The 17,049-nt window shown below is 50.1% G+C and carries 14 protein-coding genes; 9 read left to right on the plus strand and 5 right to left on the minus strand.

The features are described from left to right. Positions 1 to 350: 350 nt before the first annotated feature. The 3 genes from helD to GCU39_RS26540 all read right to left on the minus strand — a co-directional run bounded on the left by helD (position 351) and on the right by GCU39_RS26540 (position 3,682). Positions 351 to 2,708, minus strand: coding sequence for an RNA polymerase recycling motor HelD (gene helD / locus GCU39_RS26530; RefSeq protein ID WP_152396214.1), 2,358 nt, complete (start codon positions 2,706 to 2,708; stop codon positions 351 to 353). A 312-nt stretch (positions 2,709 to 3,020) separates the two neighbouring features. Continuing rightward, positions 3,021 to 3,407 (minus strand): YxeA family protein, encoded by a 387-nt coding sequence (locus GCU39_RS26535; protein WP_152396215.1) that lies wholly within the window; start codon positions 3,405 to 3,407, stop codon positions 3,021 to 3,023. Further along, positions 3,404 to 3,682, minus strand: a complete 279-nt coding sequence (locus GCU39_RS26540) for a PLDc N-terminal domain-containing protein (protein ID WP_193726639.1) — start codon at positions 3,680 to 3,682, stop codon at positions 3,404 to 3,406. The genes GCU39_RS26535 and GCU39_RS26540 overlap by 4 nt, the downstream gene beginning before the upstream one ends. Before the next feature lie 292 nt (positions 3,683 to 3,974). On the opposite strand from GCU39_RS26540, the gene GCU39_RS26545 reads away from it, so the two are divergent. Continuing rightward, positions 3,975 to 7,199: an efflux RND transporter permease subunit gene (locus tag GCU39_RS26545; protein ID WP_152396217.1), complete on the plus strand. Its 3,225-nt coding sequence runs from the start codon at positions 3,975 to 3,977 to the stop codon at positions 7,197 to 7,199. Positions 7,200 to 7,214: 15 nt separating this feature from the next. Next, on the plus strand, positions 7,215 to 8,099 hold the full coding sequence (locus tag GCU39_RS26550) for a TetR/AcrR family transcriptional regulator (RefSeq protein ID WP_152396218.1): 885 nt from the start codon (positions 7,215 to 7,217) through the stop codon (positions 8,097 to 8,099). A gap of 50 nt (positions 8,100 to 8,149) precedes the next feature. Here the strand turns inward: GCU39_RS26550 and GCU39_RS26555 are convergent, their stop codons facing one another. After that, positions 8,150 to 8,905 (minus strand): AraC family transcriptional regulator, encoded by a 756-nt coding sequence (locus tag GCU39_RS26555; protein ID WP_193726640.1) that lies wholly within the window; start codon positions 8,903 to 8,905, stop codon positions 8,150 to 8,152. Between the two features lie 134 nt (positions 8,906 to 9,039). On the opposite strand from GCU39_RS26555, the gene GCU39_RS26560 reads away from it, so the two are divergent. From GCU39_RS26560 to pgmB, 5 genes are all read left to right on the plus strand, one after another. Then, positions 9,040 to 10,350, plus strand: a complete 1,311-nt coding sequence (locus tag GCU39_RS26560) for an ABC transporter substrate-binding protein (protein WP_193726641.1) — start codon at positions 9,040 to 9,042, stop codon at positions 10,348 to 10,350. Positions 10,351 to 10,427: 77 nt separating this feature from the next. Next, on the plus strand, positions 10,428 to 11,306 hold the full coding sequence (locus GCU39_RS26565) for a carbohydrate ABC transporter permease (RefSeq protein WP_152396221.1): 879 nt from the start codon (positions 10,428 to 10,430) through the stop codon (positions 11,304 to 11,306). After that, positions 11,306 to 12,151 (plus strand): carbohydrate ABC transporter permease, encoded by an 846-nt coding sequence (locus tag GCU39_RS26570; protein WP_152397448.1) that lies wholly within the window; start codon positions 11,306 to 11,308, stop codon positions 12,149 to 12,151. The genes GCU39_RS26565 and GCU39_RS26570 overlap by 1 nt, the downstream gene beginning before the upstream one ends. A 31-nt stretch (positions 12,152 to 12,182) precedes the next feature. Then, positions 12,183 to 14,456: a glycoside hydrolase family 65 protein gene (locus tag GCU39_RS26575; protein WP_152396222.1), complete on the plus strand. Its 2,274-nt coding sequence runs from the start codon at positions 12,183 to 12,185 to the stop codon at positions 14,454 to 14,456. A 36-nt stretch (positions 14,457 to 14,492) separates the two neighbouring features. Continuing rightward, positions 14,493 to 15,152: a beta-phosphoglucomutase gene (gene pgmB, locus GCU39_RS26580; protein ID WP_152396223.1), complete on the plus strand. Its 660-nt coding sequence runs from the start codon at positions 14,493 to 14,495 to the stop codon at positions 15,150 to 15,152. Between the two features lie 75 nt (positions 15,153 to 15,227). On the opposite strand, the gene GCU39_RS26585 is transcribed toward pgmB, so the two are convergent. Next, positions 15,228 to 16,247: a tagatose 1,6-diphosphate aldolase gene (locus tag GCU39_RS26585; protein ID WP_152396224.1), complete on the minus strand. Its 1,020-nt coding sequence runs from the start codon at positions 16,245 to 16,247 to the stop codon at positions 15,228 to 15,230. A gap of 219 nt (positions 16,248 to 16,466) precedes the next feature. Between GCU39_RS26585 and GCU39_RS26590 the strand changes: the two genes are divergently transcribed. Both GCU39_RS26590 and GCU39_RS26595 read left to right on the plus strand, forming a co-directional pair. Beyond that, complete coding sequence (locus tag GCU39_RS26590) at positions 16,467 to 16,664, plus strand: hypothetical protein (protein WP_152396225.1); 198 nt, start codon at positions 16,467 to 16,469, stop codon at positions 16,662 to 16,664. Between the two features lie 32 nt (positions 16,665 to 16,696). Next, positions 16,697 to 17,035, plus strand: coding sequence for a DUF2085 domain-containing protein (locus GCU39_RS26595; RefSeq protein ID WP_227793350.1), 339 nt, complete (start codon positions 16,697 to 16,699; stop codon positions 17,033 to 17,035). Positions 17,036 to 17,049: the final 14 nt, after the last annotated feature.

Genomic DNA, 17,049 nt, shown 5'->3' on the forward strand with positions numbered 1-17,049 from the left:
GATGATGCGTTGTGCCCTTGTCTATCATGGATTTACGCTGTAACTTATGCTGAAACTGGACTCTGAAGGCATCTATCATGGATAATTGAGGGAACTTTGAGCGATATCCTACGAAATTAGGTCAAATCGCGTGATTATCTTGCAAAAATCCATGATAGGTGGCTATATGCACGACATTCAGTAGACTATCCTGCATGAAATCCAACATAGACCGGACCCTCACTCGCCTCACAGTCATCCCATCATACCAAGGCAGACGAGGGGGACACTGAGCACGATTCGCACCGCGCGCAAGCGTGCGGTATGACGCGCATGGCGGCGTTCAAACAAGCAGTGCTATGAAGCCCCACTCACGCCTCCACCACATATGTCGATGCATCCACCTCGGCAACAAACGGACTCACATCCCCGATCGCGTAGAGGTGCAGCTCGTGCATTGCTCGCGTACATGCGGTGTAGAACAGCTTCCGTTCACGCTCGTGCGCATACTGTACGGCCGAAGCGTTGTAGAGAATGACGGCATCGAATTCCATTCCTTTGGCAAGGTAGGAAGGGATGATGACCGTACCGCCTTCGAACGCGGCCGTCTCTTTGTCGATCAGCCGCAGCGGCGTACGTTCATGCAGCGTGTCGTAGGCCTCGCGGCATTCCGCGGCTGTCTTGCCGATGATCGCTATGCTGTTCATGCCCAGGGCCTGAAGCGCTGTAATCCGCGCTGCGATACGATCTGCAAGATCGGCTGAATCTGCTGCAATGGTCAATGTCGGCAGACGTCCATCGCGGTTGAACGGCTCGATCTGCTCGCCTTCCGGGATCATGCCTTGCGTGAACTCCACAATCGGACGCGTCGAACGGTAGCTGCGCTTCAGCACATGCGTCTCCGTATGCTCAGGCTCAAAGAGGGCCATCAGCGCACCGAAGCCTCCTGCATTAGCCGCATGTGTGTAGATCGTCTGATTGAGATCTCCGAGCGCCGTCACTTTGGCGAATGGGAACAGCTGCTTCAAGAAAGCGAATTGGAATGGCGAATAGTCTTGTGCCTCATCGATAAAGACATGGCGAATCGACGTATTCGCTTGGAAGCCTTGCAATAATTCCTTCAAATACAAATAAGGCGTCGCATCCTCATAAGACAGCTTGGAAGCTTCAAGGCCAGATAATGTATGCTCACAAATGATATCCCACTGTGCCTGAGGGATATCTTCCTGGCTAGCCTTCAGCTGCTCTACCCATTGTTCGTCGCTGAACATTTGACGATAGACGGCAGGGATGTCGATAAAATGGAGCAGCTTAACGTGCCTGCGCAGCTTCTTGAACCGCTCCTGAACGATCATCGTCGCGAGGACATCGCGCTCCCGGTCATAGTCGTCGAAGGATTCCGCCGTATACTGCTTCTTCTCGCGCAAGCGCTCGAAGGCTTCTGCATACGCGTCTTTATCCATCAGCTCAATCGCTTCTTCGACCCAACGTTTCTTCTTCTCGCGTTTCATGAGCTGCGTTAATTCGCGCAGCAGGGATTCAGCGACGAGCTTCATCCGGTTCGGAATACGCATGGAAGAGTCCAGGGCATAGAATTGATTCGCGATCGACTCTGCCGAGATGAGTTCCCGCCCGCGGAATCGGATCGGTTTGAACTGCAGTCCAGCCTTCTTGAGCCCTTCGGCGTATTGCTCGATAAATGTCATATAGGCTGGTGATGTTTTATACCGAATGCTGGCAAGACGTGCTTGATCCTCCGGGGCATCGGTTGCATTCAGCGTATATTCCAACTGCTCGAATGGATCTTCAATTGAGAAGGAACCTGATAGGCGCTTCTCCAGATATTGCTGGAACGTTGTCTGCTGCATATTATTCTCACCAAGTTCCGGAAGGACGGTAGAGACATAGCTGTTGAACAGTGGATTTGGCGAAAATAGCACAATCTGTTCACTGCGCAGCGTGTCCCGGTAACGGTATAACAAATAGGCTACGCGCTGCAGCGCAGCGGAAGTCTTGCCGCTTCCTGCGGCGCCTTGAACGACGAGCAGTCGGCTGCGCTCATTGCGGATAATCCGATTCTGTTCCTGTTGAATCGTTGCGACGATCGTCTTCATCTGGTTATCGGCGTGTTTGCCGAGCACTTCTTGCAGCAGCTCGTCGCCGATCGTTACGCCTGTATCGAATAGGCTGCGGATTGTGCCATCTCGAATAATAAATTGTCTCTTAAGATCCATCACGCCGCGGATCGTACCGCTCGGGGTCTCATACGACGCGGGGCCGGGTGGGTAGTCGTAATACAGACTGGAGACCGGGGCGCGCCAATCATAGATTAGATATTGCTCACCGCTGGAGTCGAGCAGGGATGCGATGCCGAGATAGATCTGCTCCGTCTGAGAATCGCCGTCTTCCGAGAAATCGATGCGGCCAAAATAAGGCGACTGCTGCAGTTTCGTCAGCGTCTTCAGCTGCGTGCGGGCGTGACGATGCGTCGATTCACGCTCGAATAGTACCTCAGCCTGCTGCTTCATACTGGCGAACGTCTCAGCCGCTTCGGCTTCATCCGAGAGGTTGACCGTAACATCGTCCCAGAAATTTTTGCGAATATCGACGATTTCGTCTTTGGCCTGCAGCACTTGTTCCTGCAGCTTCGTGATCCGTTGATTGATTTCGGTGACCACCTGCTGAACGCGGTCCTGTTCCTGCTGCCAATCTTGCTCTGCTGTACCCATAGTCGATTCACTCCTTTGGTTCTATTATTGTGGAAATCGCATGTTGACAGTCTCTAAATTGTTGTGCTATAATTAATTTAGATAAGACTGTGAACGGAACATAATTTCATAAAATAAAATGTTGCTCTCCATTGTACCATGGGGATTTTTTTAGTTCAACCTATAATTTTAGATTAAGACCTTTCGCACGCGAAAGGTCTTTTTTGCGTTCTCCTTGAGTTATTTCGCATTGGTCGGCAAGGATAGGTTCGATGATAAAGCAACAATCCATAACAAAAACCCGGCAGCAAGCTACCGGGTTTCTTCGTTTCGTTATTTTACTGCCAGTAATGGCTTAGCTGCTGAGGGAATTTCGCTGACTTGTACTTCTTCCCAGTGGGTGACGATGCCTGCTTTTGTCGTGATGGATAGATAAGCATCCTTCCGCAGTACTTTATGAGCGGTAAATTCGATGTCTTTTTTATTGCCGTCTTCATCAATGCCAGGCAATTTGTACAGGTAGGAGGTATGCTCAATGCCTTCCGAATCCTTGTCTTTCTGCTCCTTATACGAGTTGGTAATGATGGTGAAGTAATCCGTACCCTTTAGAAAGGGGTTATGTTGTGGAGCGTATTTGGAAACCGCGGCAGCACCGCCAAGCATGACGATGAAGATGACAGCCAGCACGGACAATATCTTGTTCGACGTTCTCATTTTCATGACGTATACCCCCTTGAATCATGGATAAAATGTTCTCTGTCATTATAGGGTTGCGTTGGTCGCTGCGGGCGATCTTTGCGCAAGAAGAGATAGACGATAATCCCAAGAATCGGGGACCAGAATAGAACAATGGCAATAAGCCAAGCGACGCTTTTGTCTTGGTAACGTTCGGATGCGTCCCGGAAAGCCCAAACAATGAGCCAAATATGAATAACGAATAGAAATGCAGGAATAAGAAACAATGCAATACCTGCAAGAATAATAAGAATGTGCATCGTGATCTTCCTTTCAATTTGGTATAGGTGAAGCGCCATTTCAAAGCTTCGAAGATGGTGCTGAGTTGTTGTCTCGTTGTGATGTACTAAGCTTACGATGAAACGAGGTATGAAACCATGGATTTAACTTTCATGATTCTTACATCTTTGTAATTTAGGCATACTAAAAATGATTGAACAGTTGTTCAACTCGGGTAAATTTGATTATTGAAAATCGATTAGATATACTAAATATTAGATTGAACAACCGGTCAAATGGCCGGAAAAAGAGATTAATAGGGGAGGAAGAAACGTGAAGAGTATTATCCGGTTTTCGCTGAATAACAAATTCGCGATTTGGATCCTGACCATCATTGTCACGGTGGCAGGATTGTATGCGGGCATGACGATGAAGCAAGAGACGCTTCCGAATCTGGAGTTGCCGGTTCTACAGGTCATGACGGTATATCCAGGCGCAGCGCCGGAGGAAGTCGTTGATAAAATATCGAAGCCGCTTGAACAGCGGTTCAAAAATTTGACTGGCGTCAAGACGGTGACGTCGACGTCGATGGAGAACGTATCTGCCATTACGGTGGAATATGACTATGGCCAAGATATGGAGAAGGCTGCTGCCGATATCCGTGAGGCGTCATCCACTGTAGCGATGCCGGCGGGTGCACAGGATACGTCGATATCTCGAATCAGTCTGAACACATTCCCGGTAATTACGTTGAGTGTGTCAGATGAATCGCTGTCGATGGAAGAATTGACGAAGGTCATCGAGAATGAAGTGAAACCAAGCTTCGAGGGAATCAACGGGGTGTCGGACGTCTCGATCGCGGGACAACAGCTCAAAGAAGTCCAGTTAACCTTCGATCAAGCCAAAATGAAAGAGCTCGGCCTATCGGAAGATACTGTCAAAGGCATCGTCCAAGGTTCCGCGCTGAATGTACCGCTTGGTCTCTTCGAAATGGGGAAAAGCCAGAAGACGATCGTGGTCGATGGTAACGTGCAGAGTTTGGACGACTTGAAGGAATTGCGTATTCCGCTCATTCCAAGTAGCGCTGGTGCGCCAAATGCAGCGCAAGGCCAGATGGGTGCAACAGGGAAAGCAGGAATGCCTGCAGGCGGTGCAGCAACAGATGGTAACGCTGCAGCAGCTGGACAAATGCCAGCAGGTGGAACACAAGCGGGTGCAGGCGTTCCGGCTGGTGTGCCAACTGGCTTGCCGACCGTTGCGCTGAAGGATATTGCTGATATTCAAATGGTGAGCAAGGCTGAGTCGATTTCTCGTACGAACGGTAAGGAATCGGTGAGCATTCAGATCGTCAAAGCGGCGGACGCGAATACTGTGGATGTCGTCAATGCAGTGAAGAAGCAGTCCGAGCAGTTCGAGCAGGATTACAAAGGGATGAAGCTCGTCGTGATGCTCGACCAAGGGAAACCGATCGAGCAATCCGTATCCACAATGTTGAACAAAGCCGCATTCGGTGCTCTATTCGCGGTTATTATCATCTTGTTGTTCTTGCGCAATTTCCGGACAACGATTATCTCGATTATTTCCATTCCGTTGTCCTTGCTGATTGGGATACTCGTATTGCGTGAAATGGATATTACGCTGAATATGATGTCGCTTGGCGCCATGACGGTTGCGATTGGGCGGGTCGTCGATGACTCGATTGTCGTTATTGAGAATATCTACCGAAGAATGACATTAAGCTCAGAGAAGCTTACAGGTAAGGCACTGGTCATGGAAGCAACGAAAGAAATGTTCATGCCGATCATGTCTTCGACGATTGTAACGATCGCCGTATTCTTACCGCTCGCGCTGGTTAGCGGCATGGTGGGCGAATTGTTCATGCCGTTCGCGCTCACGATGGTATTTGCACTGCTAGCTTCGCTGCTTGTTGCCATTACGATTGTACCGATGCTCGGGCATCAAATGTTCAAAAATGGCATCAAAAATGCGAAAATGCATGATGAGAAACCAGGTGCCCTAGGCCATTTCTACAAACGAGTATTAACGTGGTGTCTGAATCATAAGCTCGTGACGTTCGGCGCGGCGATTTTGCTGCTCGTAGGCAGTTTGTTCTTGACCAAAGCTGTAGGCGTCAGCTTCTTGCCGGAACAGGAAGATAAGTATGTGATGGTGACCTATTCTCCGGCGCCAGGCGAGCTGCGCTCCGATGTCGAGAAGCATGCGCTTGAAGCGGAGAAATTCATTATGAAACGCGAAGGCGTCGAGAAAATACAATATTCGATCGGTTCCAGCGGCAACCCGATGATGAGTATGGGCGGCGGGTCTTCGAACTCTGCGCTATTCTATGTGATTTATGATCCAAAAACGAAGAACTTCACCGAGGAGCAGAAAGCGCTCGTCGAAGGCATTAAGCAAGCGGCTCCGTCTGAGGGACAGTGGAAGCAGATGGATATGGGCGCAGGCAGCTTTGGCGGCAGCAAGATGACCTTGACGGTGTACGGGGATGCCCTAGCCGACATCAAACCTGCTGTTGAGAAGATTGAAGACGTCATGAATAAGGATAAGACGTTCGAGAAAGTCGAGTCCAGCATGAAGCAGACGTATGCGCAGTATACGCTAGTGGCAGATCAAGAGAAACTTAGTAAGCTGGGGCTTACAGCTGGCCAAGTTGCGATGAAGCTAAGCCCGGTTCGGGAACGTCCTGTGCTGACGACCATTGAGAACGAGGGTAAAGAATATAAAGTCTACATTCAAGTAGACGAGAAGAAATATGCAACGATTGATGATATTAAAAATACGAAGATCACTTCCCCGCTTGGGATGGAAGTACCGATTAAAGATGTCGTCGATGTGAAGGAAGGCGAGTCTCCGAATACGATTACGCGTAAAAATGACCGGATGTTCGTGAGTATTACGGCAGATATGACGACGGCAGATGTCGGTAAAGCTTCGACAGAACTGAAGAAGAGCATCGATGCGCTGAACCTGCCATCGACGGTCAAGGTTGAATTTGGCGGTGTGACGGAGCAAATTACAGAGACATTCACACAGCTTGGCCTTGCCATGGCTGCGGCGATTGCGATCGTCTACTTCGTCCTTGTCGTGACCTTTGGCGGCGCACTCGCTCCACTGGCGATCCTGTTCTCGTTGCCGTTCGCGATTATTGGCGGACTGGTAGCGCTCTGGCTGGCAGGGGAGACGATCAGTGTATCCGCGATGATGGGTGCTCTGATGCTGATCGGTATCGTCGTGACGAATGCGATCGTGCTGCTCGACCGTGTGATTCACAAAGAGCGTGAAGGATTAACAACGCGCGAAGCACTCCTAGAAGCAGCGGTAACGCGTCTTCGCCCGATCCTCATGACGGCGCTTGCGACCATTGGTGCACTAATCCCGCTTGCGCTCGGATTCGAAGGCGCGGGGATCATCTCGAAAGGTCTTGGGGTCACGGTTATCGGCGGTCTGACGAGCTCGACATTGTTAACCCTTGTTATCGTGCCAATCGTGTATGAATTCTTAATGCGGTTCCGCAAAAAAGAACGTGAGGAACTGATCTAGGGGGACGTGTTCGAATTGAGTTCAAAACGAGTACAGATATTAGAAGCTGCCATGAAATGTTTCGCTCAAAAAGGATACCATGCCACTTCCATTCAAGAGATAGCGGACGTGCTCGGCATTGCGAAGGGATCGCTCTATTTCTACTTCAAATCCAAGGAACATGTTTTGATCTCGGCCTTTGAGCATTATTACGATCTTATGACACGTGAAATGTTGTCCCTCGCGAAGAATAAGAGTCTTGCGCCGCGGGAACGACTATCCATGCAGCTGCTCATTCAGCTGGAGCAGATCATGCAGCACCAGGAATTCATCGTGATGATGATGAATGAGCAGGCGATTCAAATCAATGAAGAGATGCATCGATTTGTGTTCAAGACCAAGTCTGTGACCTTGAACTGGTTCTATGAGAGCATCATAGAGATCTACGGCGAAGATGCGAAGCCTTATGCCATCGACGCCTCGACGATCATTCAAGCGATTGTGTCAGACTATACGAGTTATATGCTGCTGTATCGCAAAAAATTTGATTATGATCGACTCATCGCGTTTCTCATGGAACGATTAGATGATGTGGTTCAAGGCATGATGCAGCAGCGCAAGCAACCGATTCTGACGATGGGAAATATGCGGAATTTCATGAAAATGGCGGAGGAAGGGCGAGGGCAACTCATTTCGCCTGTCGACCAGGCCCTAAATCAGCTGCGACAGCTCGTTGATGCGATGCCAAGTCCGTCGCCGATGCAGGCGGAGCTCTCAGCCTGCTGCGACGTGCTGGATGAGGAATGGGCCAAGCCTGAGCCGCAGCGGCTCGTCATGAAAGGAATCATCGCATACTTGCGTACATTTGAGCAGCCTGAGCTGCTCCCTTGCCTTCATGCATTGGAAATGGAACTAAAATAACGAAAAGAGGCGGTCCGATCATCGGATCGCCTCTTTTTATTGTTCATGTTCTACTTCATATGCCGTTTCCGATATTCCCGTGCCGTCATACCAAGATGCTTGCGGCAATAGGCTGTGAAATACGGAGGGCTTCCGAATTCGAAGATATCACTGATATCTCGTAAGGGCATATTCGTATGAATGAGGAAATTCTGAATAGCGGTGATGCGCTCTCGATCGATAAAGTCGAGGATCGTAATCCCGACTTCCGTCTTGAACAGCCGTGATAGATAATTCGGATGCAAATTGACCGTCTTGGCGATATCTTCGATGGCCAGCTTTCTCTCGATATGCTTCTTGATATAGGAAATGACCTTGTTGACGATGGGAGAGAACGTATAGGACTTATGCGTCGATACGATGCTGATGAAGCTCTCCAGCATCATATATTCAATCTTGACCGTCTTAGGAACGGTGTCGCTCTCGTCGATCAGATTAATATAATAGTCACTTAGTATGAAGGCGGATTCCGAATCGACGCCGGCCTCGATGATCGCTCTTGTGAAGATCGTGCAGCTAGCGATTAATGAATTTTTGAGGGAATTGAGTGGTTTGTTCGAGAGGTTGGCACGTTCGAGCAAATTGATCTCGTCGAGCAGCTTCATGCTTTCTTCGAGATCAGGCTTCTGAATGGCTTGGACAAGCTTCTTCTCTAAGGCATAGGGGGGATGGCTGTAATTCTGATAGCGATTCTTCACCATGTTCCGTTCTAGAATGATCTGAATATCCTCCATATGGAGCACACCTACCTTTTTTGATGAGTTCATGTCAAAGGACAAGCATCGCAAAATTTTAATAGGCATTTCATAATTTTTGTCAGGATACCGTAATTCATAATCATCGTATCGTCTATAATCGGTTTTGTAAAGGCTTACATTTCCGAATGAAAAGGGGTAAACAGATGAAGAAAAAGCTTAGCGCCATCGTGTTATCCGCCGTTTTATTATCATCTCTTGCAGCATGCGGAGGGGGCAAAACCAATGAGGGAGCAAGTCCTTCCGGGAATGCAGATACCAATGCGAGCAACGCGAATACGAGCAGCAACGGTAAAAAAGCAGTCATCACGATTATTCAGAACAAGGTCGAGATTCAAGAGCAGCTAGAAGCGGCCGTGAAGGAGTTCAACGGCTTGCAGGATCAAGTGGAAGTGCAGACGCTTGGGATTGCTGGCGATAATCTCACGACGGTATTGCAGACCCAATTCGGATCCGCGCCGGAGAAGGCACCGACGATCTTCACGACGGCTTCGGGATCGGAGTTCGAGAAGTTCCTTCCGTACATGGCGGAGCTGGGGGATACCAAGGCAGCTTCACGCATCCTGGAAGGGCAAGATAAATCCGCGATTAAAGACGGGAAATTATATGGTCTGCCTGTAGCGCTTGAAGGCTTCGGATTAATTTATAACAAAGATTTATTCAAGCAAGCAGGCGTTGATCCTGCGGCGATCAAATCGATTGACGATCTGGTGGAAGCGAGCAAGAAGCTGGAGCAGCAAGATGGCGTGAAGCATGCGATCGCTTTTGCGGAAGAGTCCTACTTCCGGTTCATGCACTTCTTCAACTGGCCGTTCGCGTTAATGAACAATACATCGGAGACGATTGGGAAGATTAATGCTGGTGAGCTGAAAATTCAGGATATTCCTGAAATGAAGGCATTCGCAGCCGATCTCGATAAGCTTAAGCCGTATACGAACCTAAGCAAGAATACGTACGATGAGCAGGTTGCAGGCTTCGCAGAAGGTCAGTTCGCGATGATCCATCAAGGCAACTGGGCGCAGAATTTGCTCAATGATTACAAGGTGAGCTTCGAATATGGTTTCCTGCCGTTCCCATTGAATGGCAACGAAGGTATCTCGATCGGCAACAGCAACTTCTTCCGGGTGAACAAACATGCGAGCGAAGAACAGCAGAAGGGTGCCAAAGCGTTCTTGGATTGGCTAATCACCGATCCGGCTGGACAACGTTACGTGACGGAAGAGTTCAAATTGATCCCGGTCTACAGCGGCTTTGATACGAGCAAGATGGATCCGTTGTCACAAGAGGTAAATCGATACGCAAGTGAAGACAAAGCTGTGCCATGGGTATTCGACCAGTTCCCTGCCGGCGCCCACCAAGACTTCGCGAACGAGATGGAGAAGTATTATTCCGGCAAAGTGAACAGCGAAGGTCTATTGGAAGGACTGGAGAAGGTCTGGATGAACGCTGTTAAATAGTTCGAATGCAAAGGCTGCTTCTCGTAACAACTGGGTGAGCGGCCTTTGTCCTTTCATTTCGGATAAGAGGTGAAATTATGAGGAGAAGTCTGAGCAATAAATGGATTGCAGCGGCCTTTATCGTGCCTTCCTTGTTTATCTTTATCAATGTCGTCTTGATCCCGTTTGTGATGGGGCTGGTCTACTCCTTCACGGACTGGAATGGGTTTGCCTTCGCAGGGTCGAACTTCGTTGGCCTCAGCAATTACGCGCAAATCTTCAGCGATTCGAAATTTATGACGGCCTTTGGGCTGACGTTCCAATATGCCTTTTTCATGATCGTCCTTGTTAATGTCATTGGTCTTGGGCTCGCAATGCTTGTGACATCGAAGATTAAGACGAGAAATTTCTTGCGTTCTGTCTATTTCCTGCCCAACCTGATCGGTGGCTTGATTCTAGGGTTCATCTGGAAATTCGTCTTCACGAAGTTCTTCGTACAGGTCGGTGACCTGGTCGGGAGCGAATCGATCTTCTTCGATTGGCTGGATCATCCGACGGCGGCCTTCTGGGCGCTTGTCGTTGTTGGGACCTGGCAGATGGCAGGGTACGTGATGATTATCTACATCGCAGCGATTCAGAGCATCTCGGATGAAGTATTGGAAGCAGCGGATATTGATGGCGCAGGCAAGTGGTATCGATTCCGTAAGATCGTATTCCCGCTCATCATGCCGGCGTTCACGATCAGTTTGTTCCTCACGTTGTCCGGTTCTTTCAAGCAATACGATACGAATATTTCCCTCACGGGCGGCGGCCCATATGGTTCGACCGAGCTCATCACGATGGATATCTTCAAAACGGCATTCAACTTAAATCAGTATGCGCTCGCACAAGCCAAAGCCATTGTATTCTTCCTTGTCATCTTGGTTGTAACGGTCACTCAGGTCGTCATTTCGAAGAAAAGGGAGGTTGAACAATGATGAAGCGAGCTGCTGGCCATCATCTGTTGCTCGAAATTTGTGCTTGGCTGCTCGGCATCCTGATGATGCTTCCCATTTACATTATGATCGTGAATTCATTCAAGGGGCGCAGAGAAATCTTCACGAATACGTTCGGGTTGCCGGAATCTTGGTCGTTCGAGTTTTATGCCAAGGCGATGGAGAAAATGAATTTTTTAACAGCGTTCAAAAACTCGTTGATCGTTACCGTGGTGAGTATTGGTCTGATCATTATTCTCTCTTCCATGACATCATGGATGCTGGTGCGCATGAACAATAAGCTAGCCAATTTCATTCTGCTTGTGTTCGTGGCGACCATGTTGATTCCTTTCCAATCTGTGATGATTCCACTGATGCAATATATGAGCTCGTGGGACATTCCAGCGATCGGATTTTCGATGGTAAATACGCATTATGGCCTTGTATTTATGTACATTGGATTCGGACTCAGCATGTCAGTCTTCTTATATCATGGATTTATTAAAGGCGTTCCGATTGCGCTCGAAGAAGCCGCGATGATTGAAGGGTGCGGCAAATGGAAGACATTTTGGAAGATCGTCTTCCCGATGCTGGTTCCGATCACGATGACCGTCGGTATTCTGAATCTGCTGTGGATCTGGAACGACTATCTCTTACCGTCGCTGACGCTGAGCAGTCCGACGCTGCGGACGATTCCGCTATCGACCTTCTTCTTCTTCGGGGAATTTACGATTCAATGGAATCTAGCGATGGCAGGTCTCGTCGTATCGATTGTTCCGGTCATTATTTTCTACCTCTTCGCACAGAAATACATTATTAAAGGCGTGATGGCGGGTGCGGTCAAATAGGAATAGAGTAACAGCTTAGGAGGGCCTAGAGATGAAGACGGGTTGGATCATTGAAGATCAAGGAAATGAACAGGACCTCGACGTTCAGGAGAGTATTTTTCATGTCGCGAACGGATATCTGGGCGTCCGTGGGAATGATGAAGAGGGCTATAACGGCGTAGAACCATCGATCCGAGGAACGTATATTAACGCGTTCTATGATATTACGCCGATTCCATATGGGGAGAGTGCGTATGCTTTTCCCGAGACGCAGCAGAAGCTTGTAAATGTCATGGATGTGCAGGACTTGCATATTCGTATCGGCCAGGAGGCGTTTAGCCTTCGTACCGGTCGGGTGGTGTCTTGCCGTCGCTTACTGAATATGAAGGAAGGCAGAGTGATACGTCGCGTGCACTGGATCTCGCCGCTGGGCAAGGAACTGGTCATGGAGTTCTCACGTATGGCGTCATTTACGACCCTAGAACTTTTCATGATGGATGTGAAAATTACGCGAATCAACTGCGACGATGAAGTGACGGTGATCTCGGGTATACAGGGAGACGTGAGCAACTATACGAATGCAGGGGATCCGCGCGTCGCATCGGACCATGCCAAGCTGCTGCATGTGGTTCAGGCTGGCATGCAGGGGGGCTATCTGCAGATGGTATCGGAGACGAGCAGGTCACAGCTTCAAGTGGCTGCCACGGTGTGCCATGAGCTGACGCCTTCGGTGGAGGGTCGTCTCTCCCAGACGGATACGTATCTCACGCAAGAATATGTTTTTCCGAAGGGGAAAGAGGTTATCAGGCTGACGAAATACAACGTATTTACCGATACGCGGCGGCATGAGCAGGTTGCGGGCAGCGGGCTTGAGATCATGAAGGACGTATTGGAGCGTGGCGTGGAACGGGTCTGGCAGGAGCAAGCACGGTACCTTGAAGCCTTCTGGATGACGGCGAATATCGAGATCGAAGGTGATGCACCGCTGCAAGAGGGGCTGCGCTACAATGTCTATCAACTGCTGCAATCCGTTGGGAAGGATAAATACAGTAACATCGCAGCCAAAGGGCTCAGCGGGGAAGGGTACGAAGGTCATTATTTCTGGGATACGGAAATTTATCTCCTCCCGTTCTTCATTCTCTGTCAGCCTGAGCTGGCGAAGCAGCTGCTCCGCTACCGCTACACGATCCTGGATGCAGCGAGAATTCGTGCAAAGGAGCTTGGCCATAAGCAAGGGGCAGCCTATGCCTGGCGCACAATTACGGGGCAGGAGTGCTCGTCCTATTTCCCGGCGGGGACGGCGCAATATCACATTAACGGCGATATCGCTTATACCTACGTGCAATATTATCTGGCTACGGGGGATGAAGCGTTCATCGCGGAATTCGGCGCTGAAGTTGTATTCGAGACAGCACGGACGTGGATCGAGCTAGGGCATTACGATGGCGATTTGTTCAAAATCGACGCCGTGACGGGGCCGGATGAATATACCGCCATCGTGAATAACAACTACTACACGAACGCGATGGCGAAGTACAACATGGCATGGGCCGTGAAGTGGTATCGGCATATGCAATCGACCCAGGCGGAGGCGTTAGCTGATCTATGTCATCGCATCGGAATAACCGATGAGGAGATCAGGGGCTTTGAGCAGGCAGCGGAGCAGATGTATTTGCCGTTCCATGAGCAGCTTGGCATTCATGCGCAGGACGATAGCTTCTTATCCAAGAAGGTATGGGATTTCGAGCATACACCTGCCGCGAACTATCCGCTGCTGCTGCATTACCACCCGTTATTCATCTACCGCCATCAGGTGTTGAAGCAGGCGGATACGGTGCTTGCGCATTTCTTAATTGAAGATGGCGTTCCGTATGAGGTAATGAAGAATTCCTATGATTACTACGAGCGAATCACGACGCATGATTCCTCCCTATCCAGCGCTATCTACAGCATCATGGCATCCAAGCTAGGCTATGCCGACAAAGCTTATCATTATTTCATTGAAACGGCGCGCATGGATCTGGACAATACCCATGGTAATACGAAAGATGGATTGCATATGGCGAATATGGGCGGGACGTGGATGGCGATTGTGTATGGTTTTACAGGCCTTCGCATCCGAGAAGACCAGCTTGTGCTGAATCCTGTATTACCGAGAGCATGGGATGGTTATAAGTTCAGTATGCATTACCGGCAGGCACGCATGACCGTTGAGGTGAACCGGCATGAGACGGTCGTCATGGTGGATGCCGCGCAGCCTGTTGTCCTTGAGGTGAAGGGAAAACGGTTCAAAATCCCGCCAGGGAACATTCGAATCGCGGTCTAAGCGGGACAGGCCTACGTGAAGGGAGACGGGAACGGCATGCTAAAGGCCGTGTTATTGGATCTGGACGGTGTCATTACGGATACGGCAGCGTATCATTATCTGGCTTGGAAAGAGCTTGGTTCCGAGATCGGTATCGAGATTGATTCCGAGTTCAATGAGCAGCTGAAAGGCGTGAGCCGGATGGAATCCTTGGATCGCATATTGCGCCATGGAGGAAAGGCTCATGCGTTCACGCTGGAGGAGAAACTGGGGCTAGCCGCCAAGAAGAACGCGCGGTATGTTCAGCTGCTGGAGGGGATCACGCCAGCGGATATCTATCCGGGAATTGAGGGGCTGCTAGTGGAGCTGCGAGAAGCGGGTGTGTATGCCGTGCTTGCCTCGGCAAGCAAGAACGCACCGCAGATTCTAGCGTCGCTCAGGCTCACCGAATACTTCGATTACATCGTCGACCCGGATGAGGTTGCATACGGGAAGCCGGCGCCGGATATGTTCTTGCGCGGCGCGGCGGCGGTGAGCGTATCGCCAGGCCAATGCATCGGGATCGAAGATGCCCAAGCAGGGATTGAGGCGATTAAGGCGGCAGGGATGATCGCCGTTGGCATTGGGTCGGGCGGGTTATTAAGTGCAGCTGGAGCAGATGTGGTGCTGCCTACGACGGAGACCTTATCGCTTGCATTCCTGCAATTGTTGTTGTAGGTTATTGGGGGGTTCGCGTAAGAACGCTCAAAACATAACAGAGGGGAAGGCCATTGCGCCTTCCCCTCTTGTTCGTTAACCAATCACTTCGATATCATCGATCGAATCGCCGTACACGGACCACCATGGCTTCGCTCCACGATCGAGCTCTGCATTCAGCAGGTCGATATTCTCGCGGCCATGCGTTTGAAGCCATTGCCGCAGTCCATCTTCACCGCCGTCACCATACGCAGCGACGCCTTCGAACCAGGTGGCACGGCCGCACAATACGCCGCAGAAGTTCGCGCCTGCTCTGGCGGCGAACGTGACCGTCTCTCGGAAGAGCTCGGAGGTGACGCCTGCGCTGAGGTAGATGAACGGCACGGTCGCGAGGTCCGAGGCTTCCTTGAAGTGCGCAGCCGCCTCGGCTTGCGTATAGGCAATCTCATTGCCCGCTGCGGCGAAACCCTCCACATAGTTGAAGTTGACCGGCACTTCGAGCTTGAGCACGTCAATCGCATAACGGGACTTGGTGAATTCTTGGATCGTCGCTTTGACTTTGGCTGGTTTCAACCGAGCGAATTCGAGGCCCTTGTCATCGGCGATGTTCGCATCGTAGACAATCGGCTCGACGAAGAGCGGAATATCGACTGCTTGGCATTCCGCGCCAACCCGTTCGAGGAATGCATGCTTCTGCTCGTTAATCGCAGCAGGCTCATCCGGATCATAATAGACTAATATTTTGACTGCATGCCCGCCGTGTTCACGGATTCGCAAGGCAGATAGATCGGCAATTAAATCAGGTAGTCTGCCTGGTTCGGTTGCGTCGTAACCTGTTTTCTCATAGGACAGGAGGAGTCCAGCATCTGCGTTCTTCGCTATAATCCCTTCAGATCCCGTCTCCAGATCCAGTAGAATCGCACTGACGTAGGGGGTTAGCTCGCGGGATACGGCGGCTTTGAAGGCATAGACTTGTTCGATGCGATAATCTTCGCCTTTCACCTTCTGAATCATCTTCTTCATGGATCCTCGTTGGTCAATGGCTAAGGCGGCAATGACGCCTCGTTCATTCGATAATTGCTGCAATCCTTCGAATTTTCCGCGCTGCATGTGCATGGTTGTCACTCCTTATATCTAGAATTTTATGTTGTGAATATTCTAACATTTAATAACATTTTTTTCGAAGACATCGCTCACAGCAATCGCCCTTTGACTGGGGTTATGATATGTTGTAATTATGGATTTTATCCATGGATTTCCTGGTTCGAGCGTCCCTTGAAATGGGGAAGCTACAGATCATCTATGGCGTGTTTAAGACAAGAAGGGGGAATGAGGATGGGTTGTCCTCGGTGTGGCAGTCATCAAATCCAAGTCGTCTCGGAGACGGAGACCAAAGGCTTCGGTGCAGGGAAAGGCTGTCTAGGATATTTGATATTTGGACCTATTGGCTTTTTGTGCGGGCTATGCGGGATGGGGAAGAGCAAGTCGACGGTATTCCGAATTTGCGCGTCTTGCGGATTCCGGTTTAAGTAATGAAGCCGGCCTCCCTGTCACGAAGAGATGCGATGTGGCTGCGCCTTATGCGGATCGGCTGCCAATCTGGCTGTCATCAGCGAGCGGACCGCAGCTTCGCCTGGCAAGGCTATCAGTTCCCGTTATGCGCACGTTGTACAGGGGTGCTGCTCGGCCAGATTGGTATGGTCATCCTCTTGTTGATGTCCGTGCGGATATCGCTTGGTGCGAGCCTCATTGGCTTAGGGATCATGTTCATCGACTGGTTGCTGCAGCGGCTTGAGGTGATGGAGTCAACCAATTGGCGGCGATTGATGACGGGAACGCTAGGCGGATGCGGGCTGATTGGGTGTTATGCTTGGTTATTTTCATGTATTCGAAGTTTATGGTAAGTCGAAGAAGCGTT

This window comes from Paenibacillus guangzhouensis (genome assembly GCF_009363075.1).
Taxonomy (GTDB): Bacteria; Bacillota; Bacilli; order Paenibacillales; family Paenibacillaceae; genus Paenibacillus_K; species Paenibacillus_K guangzhouensis.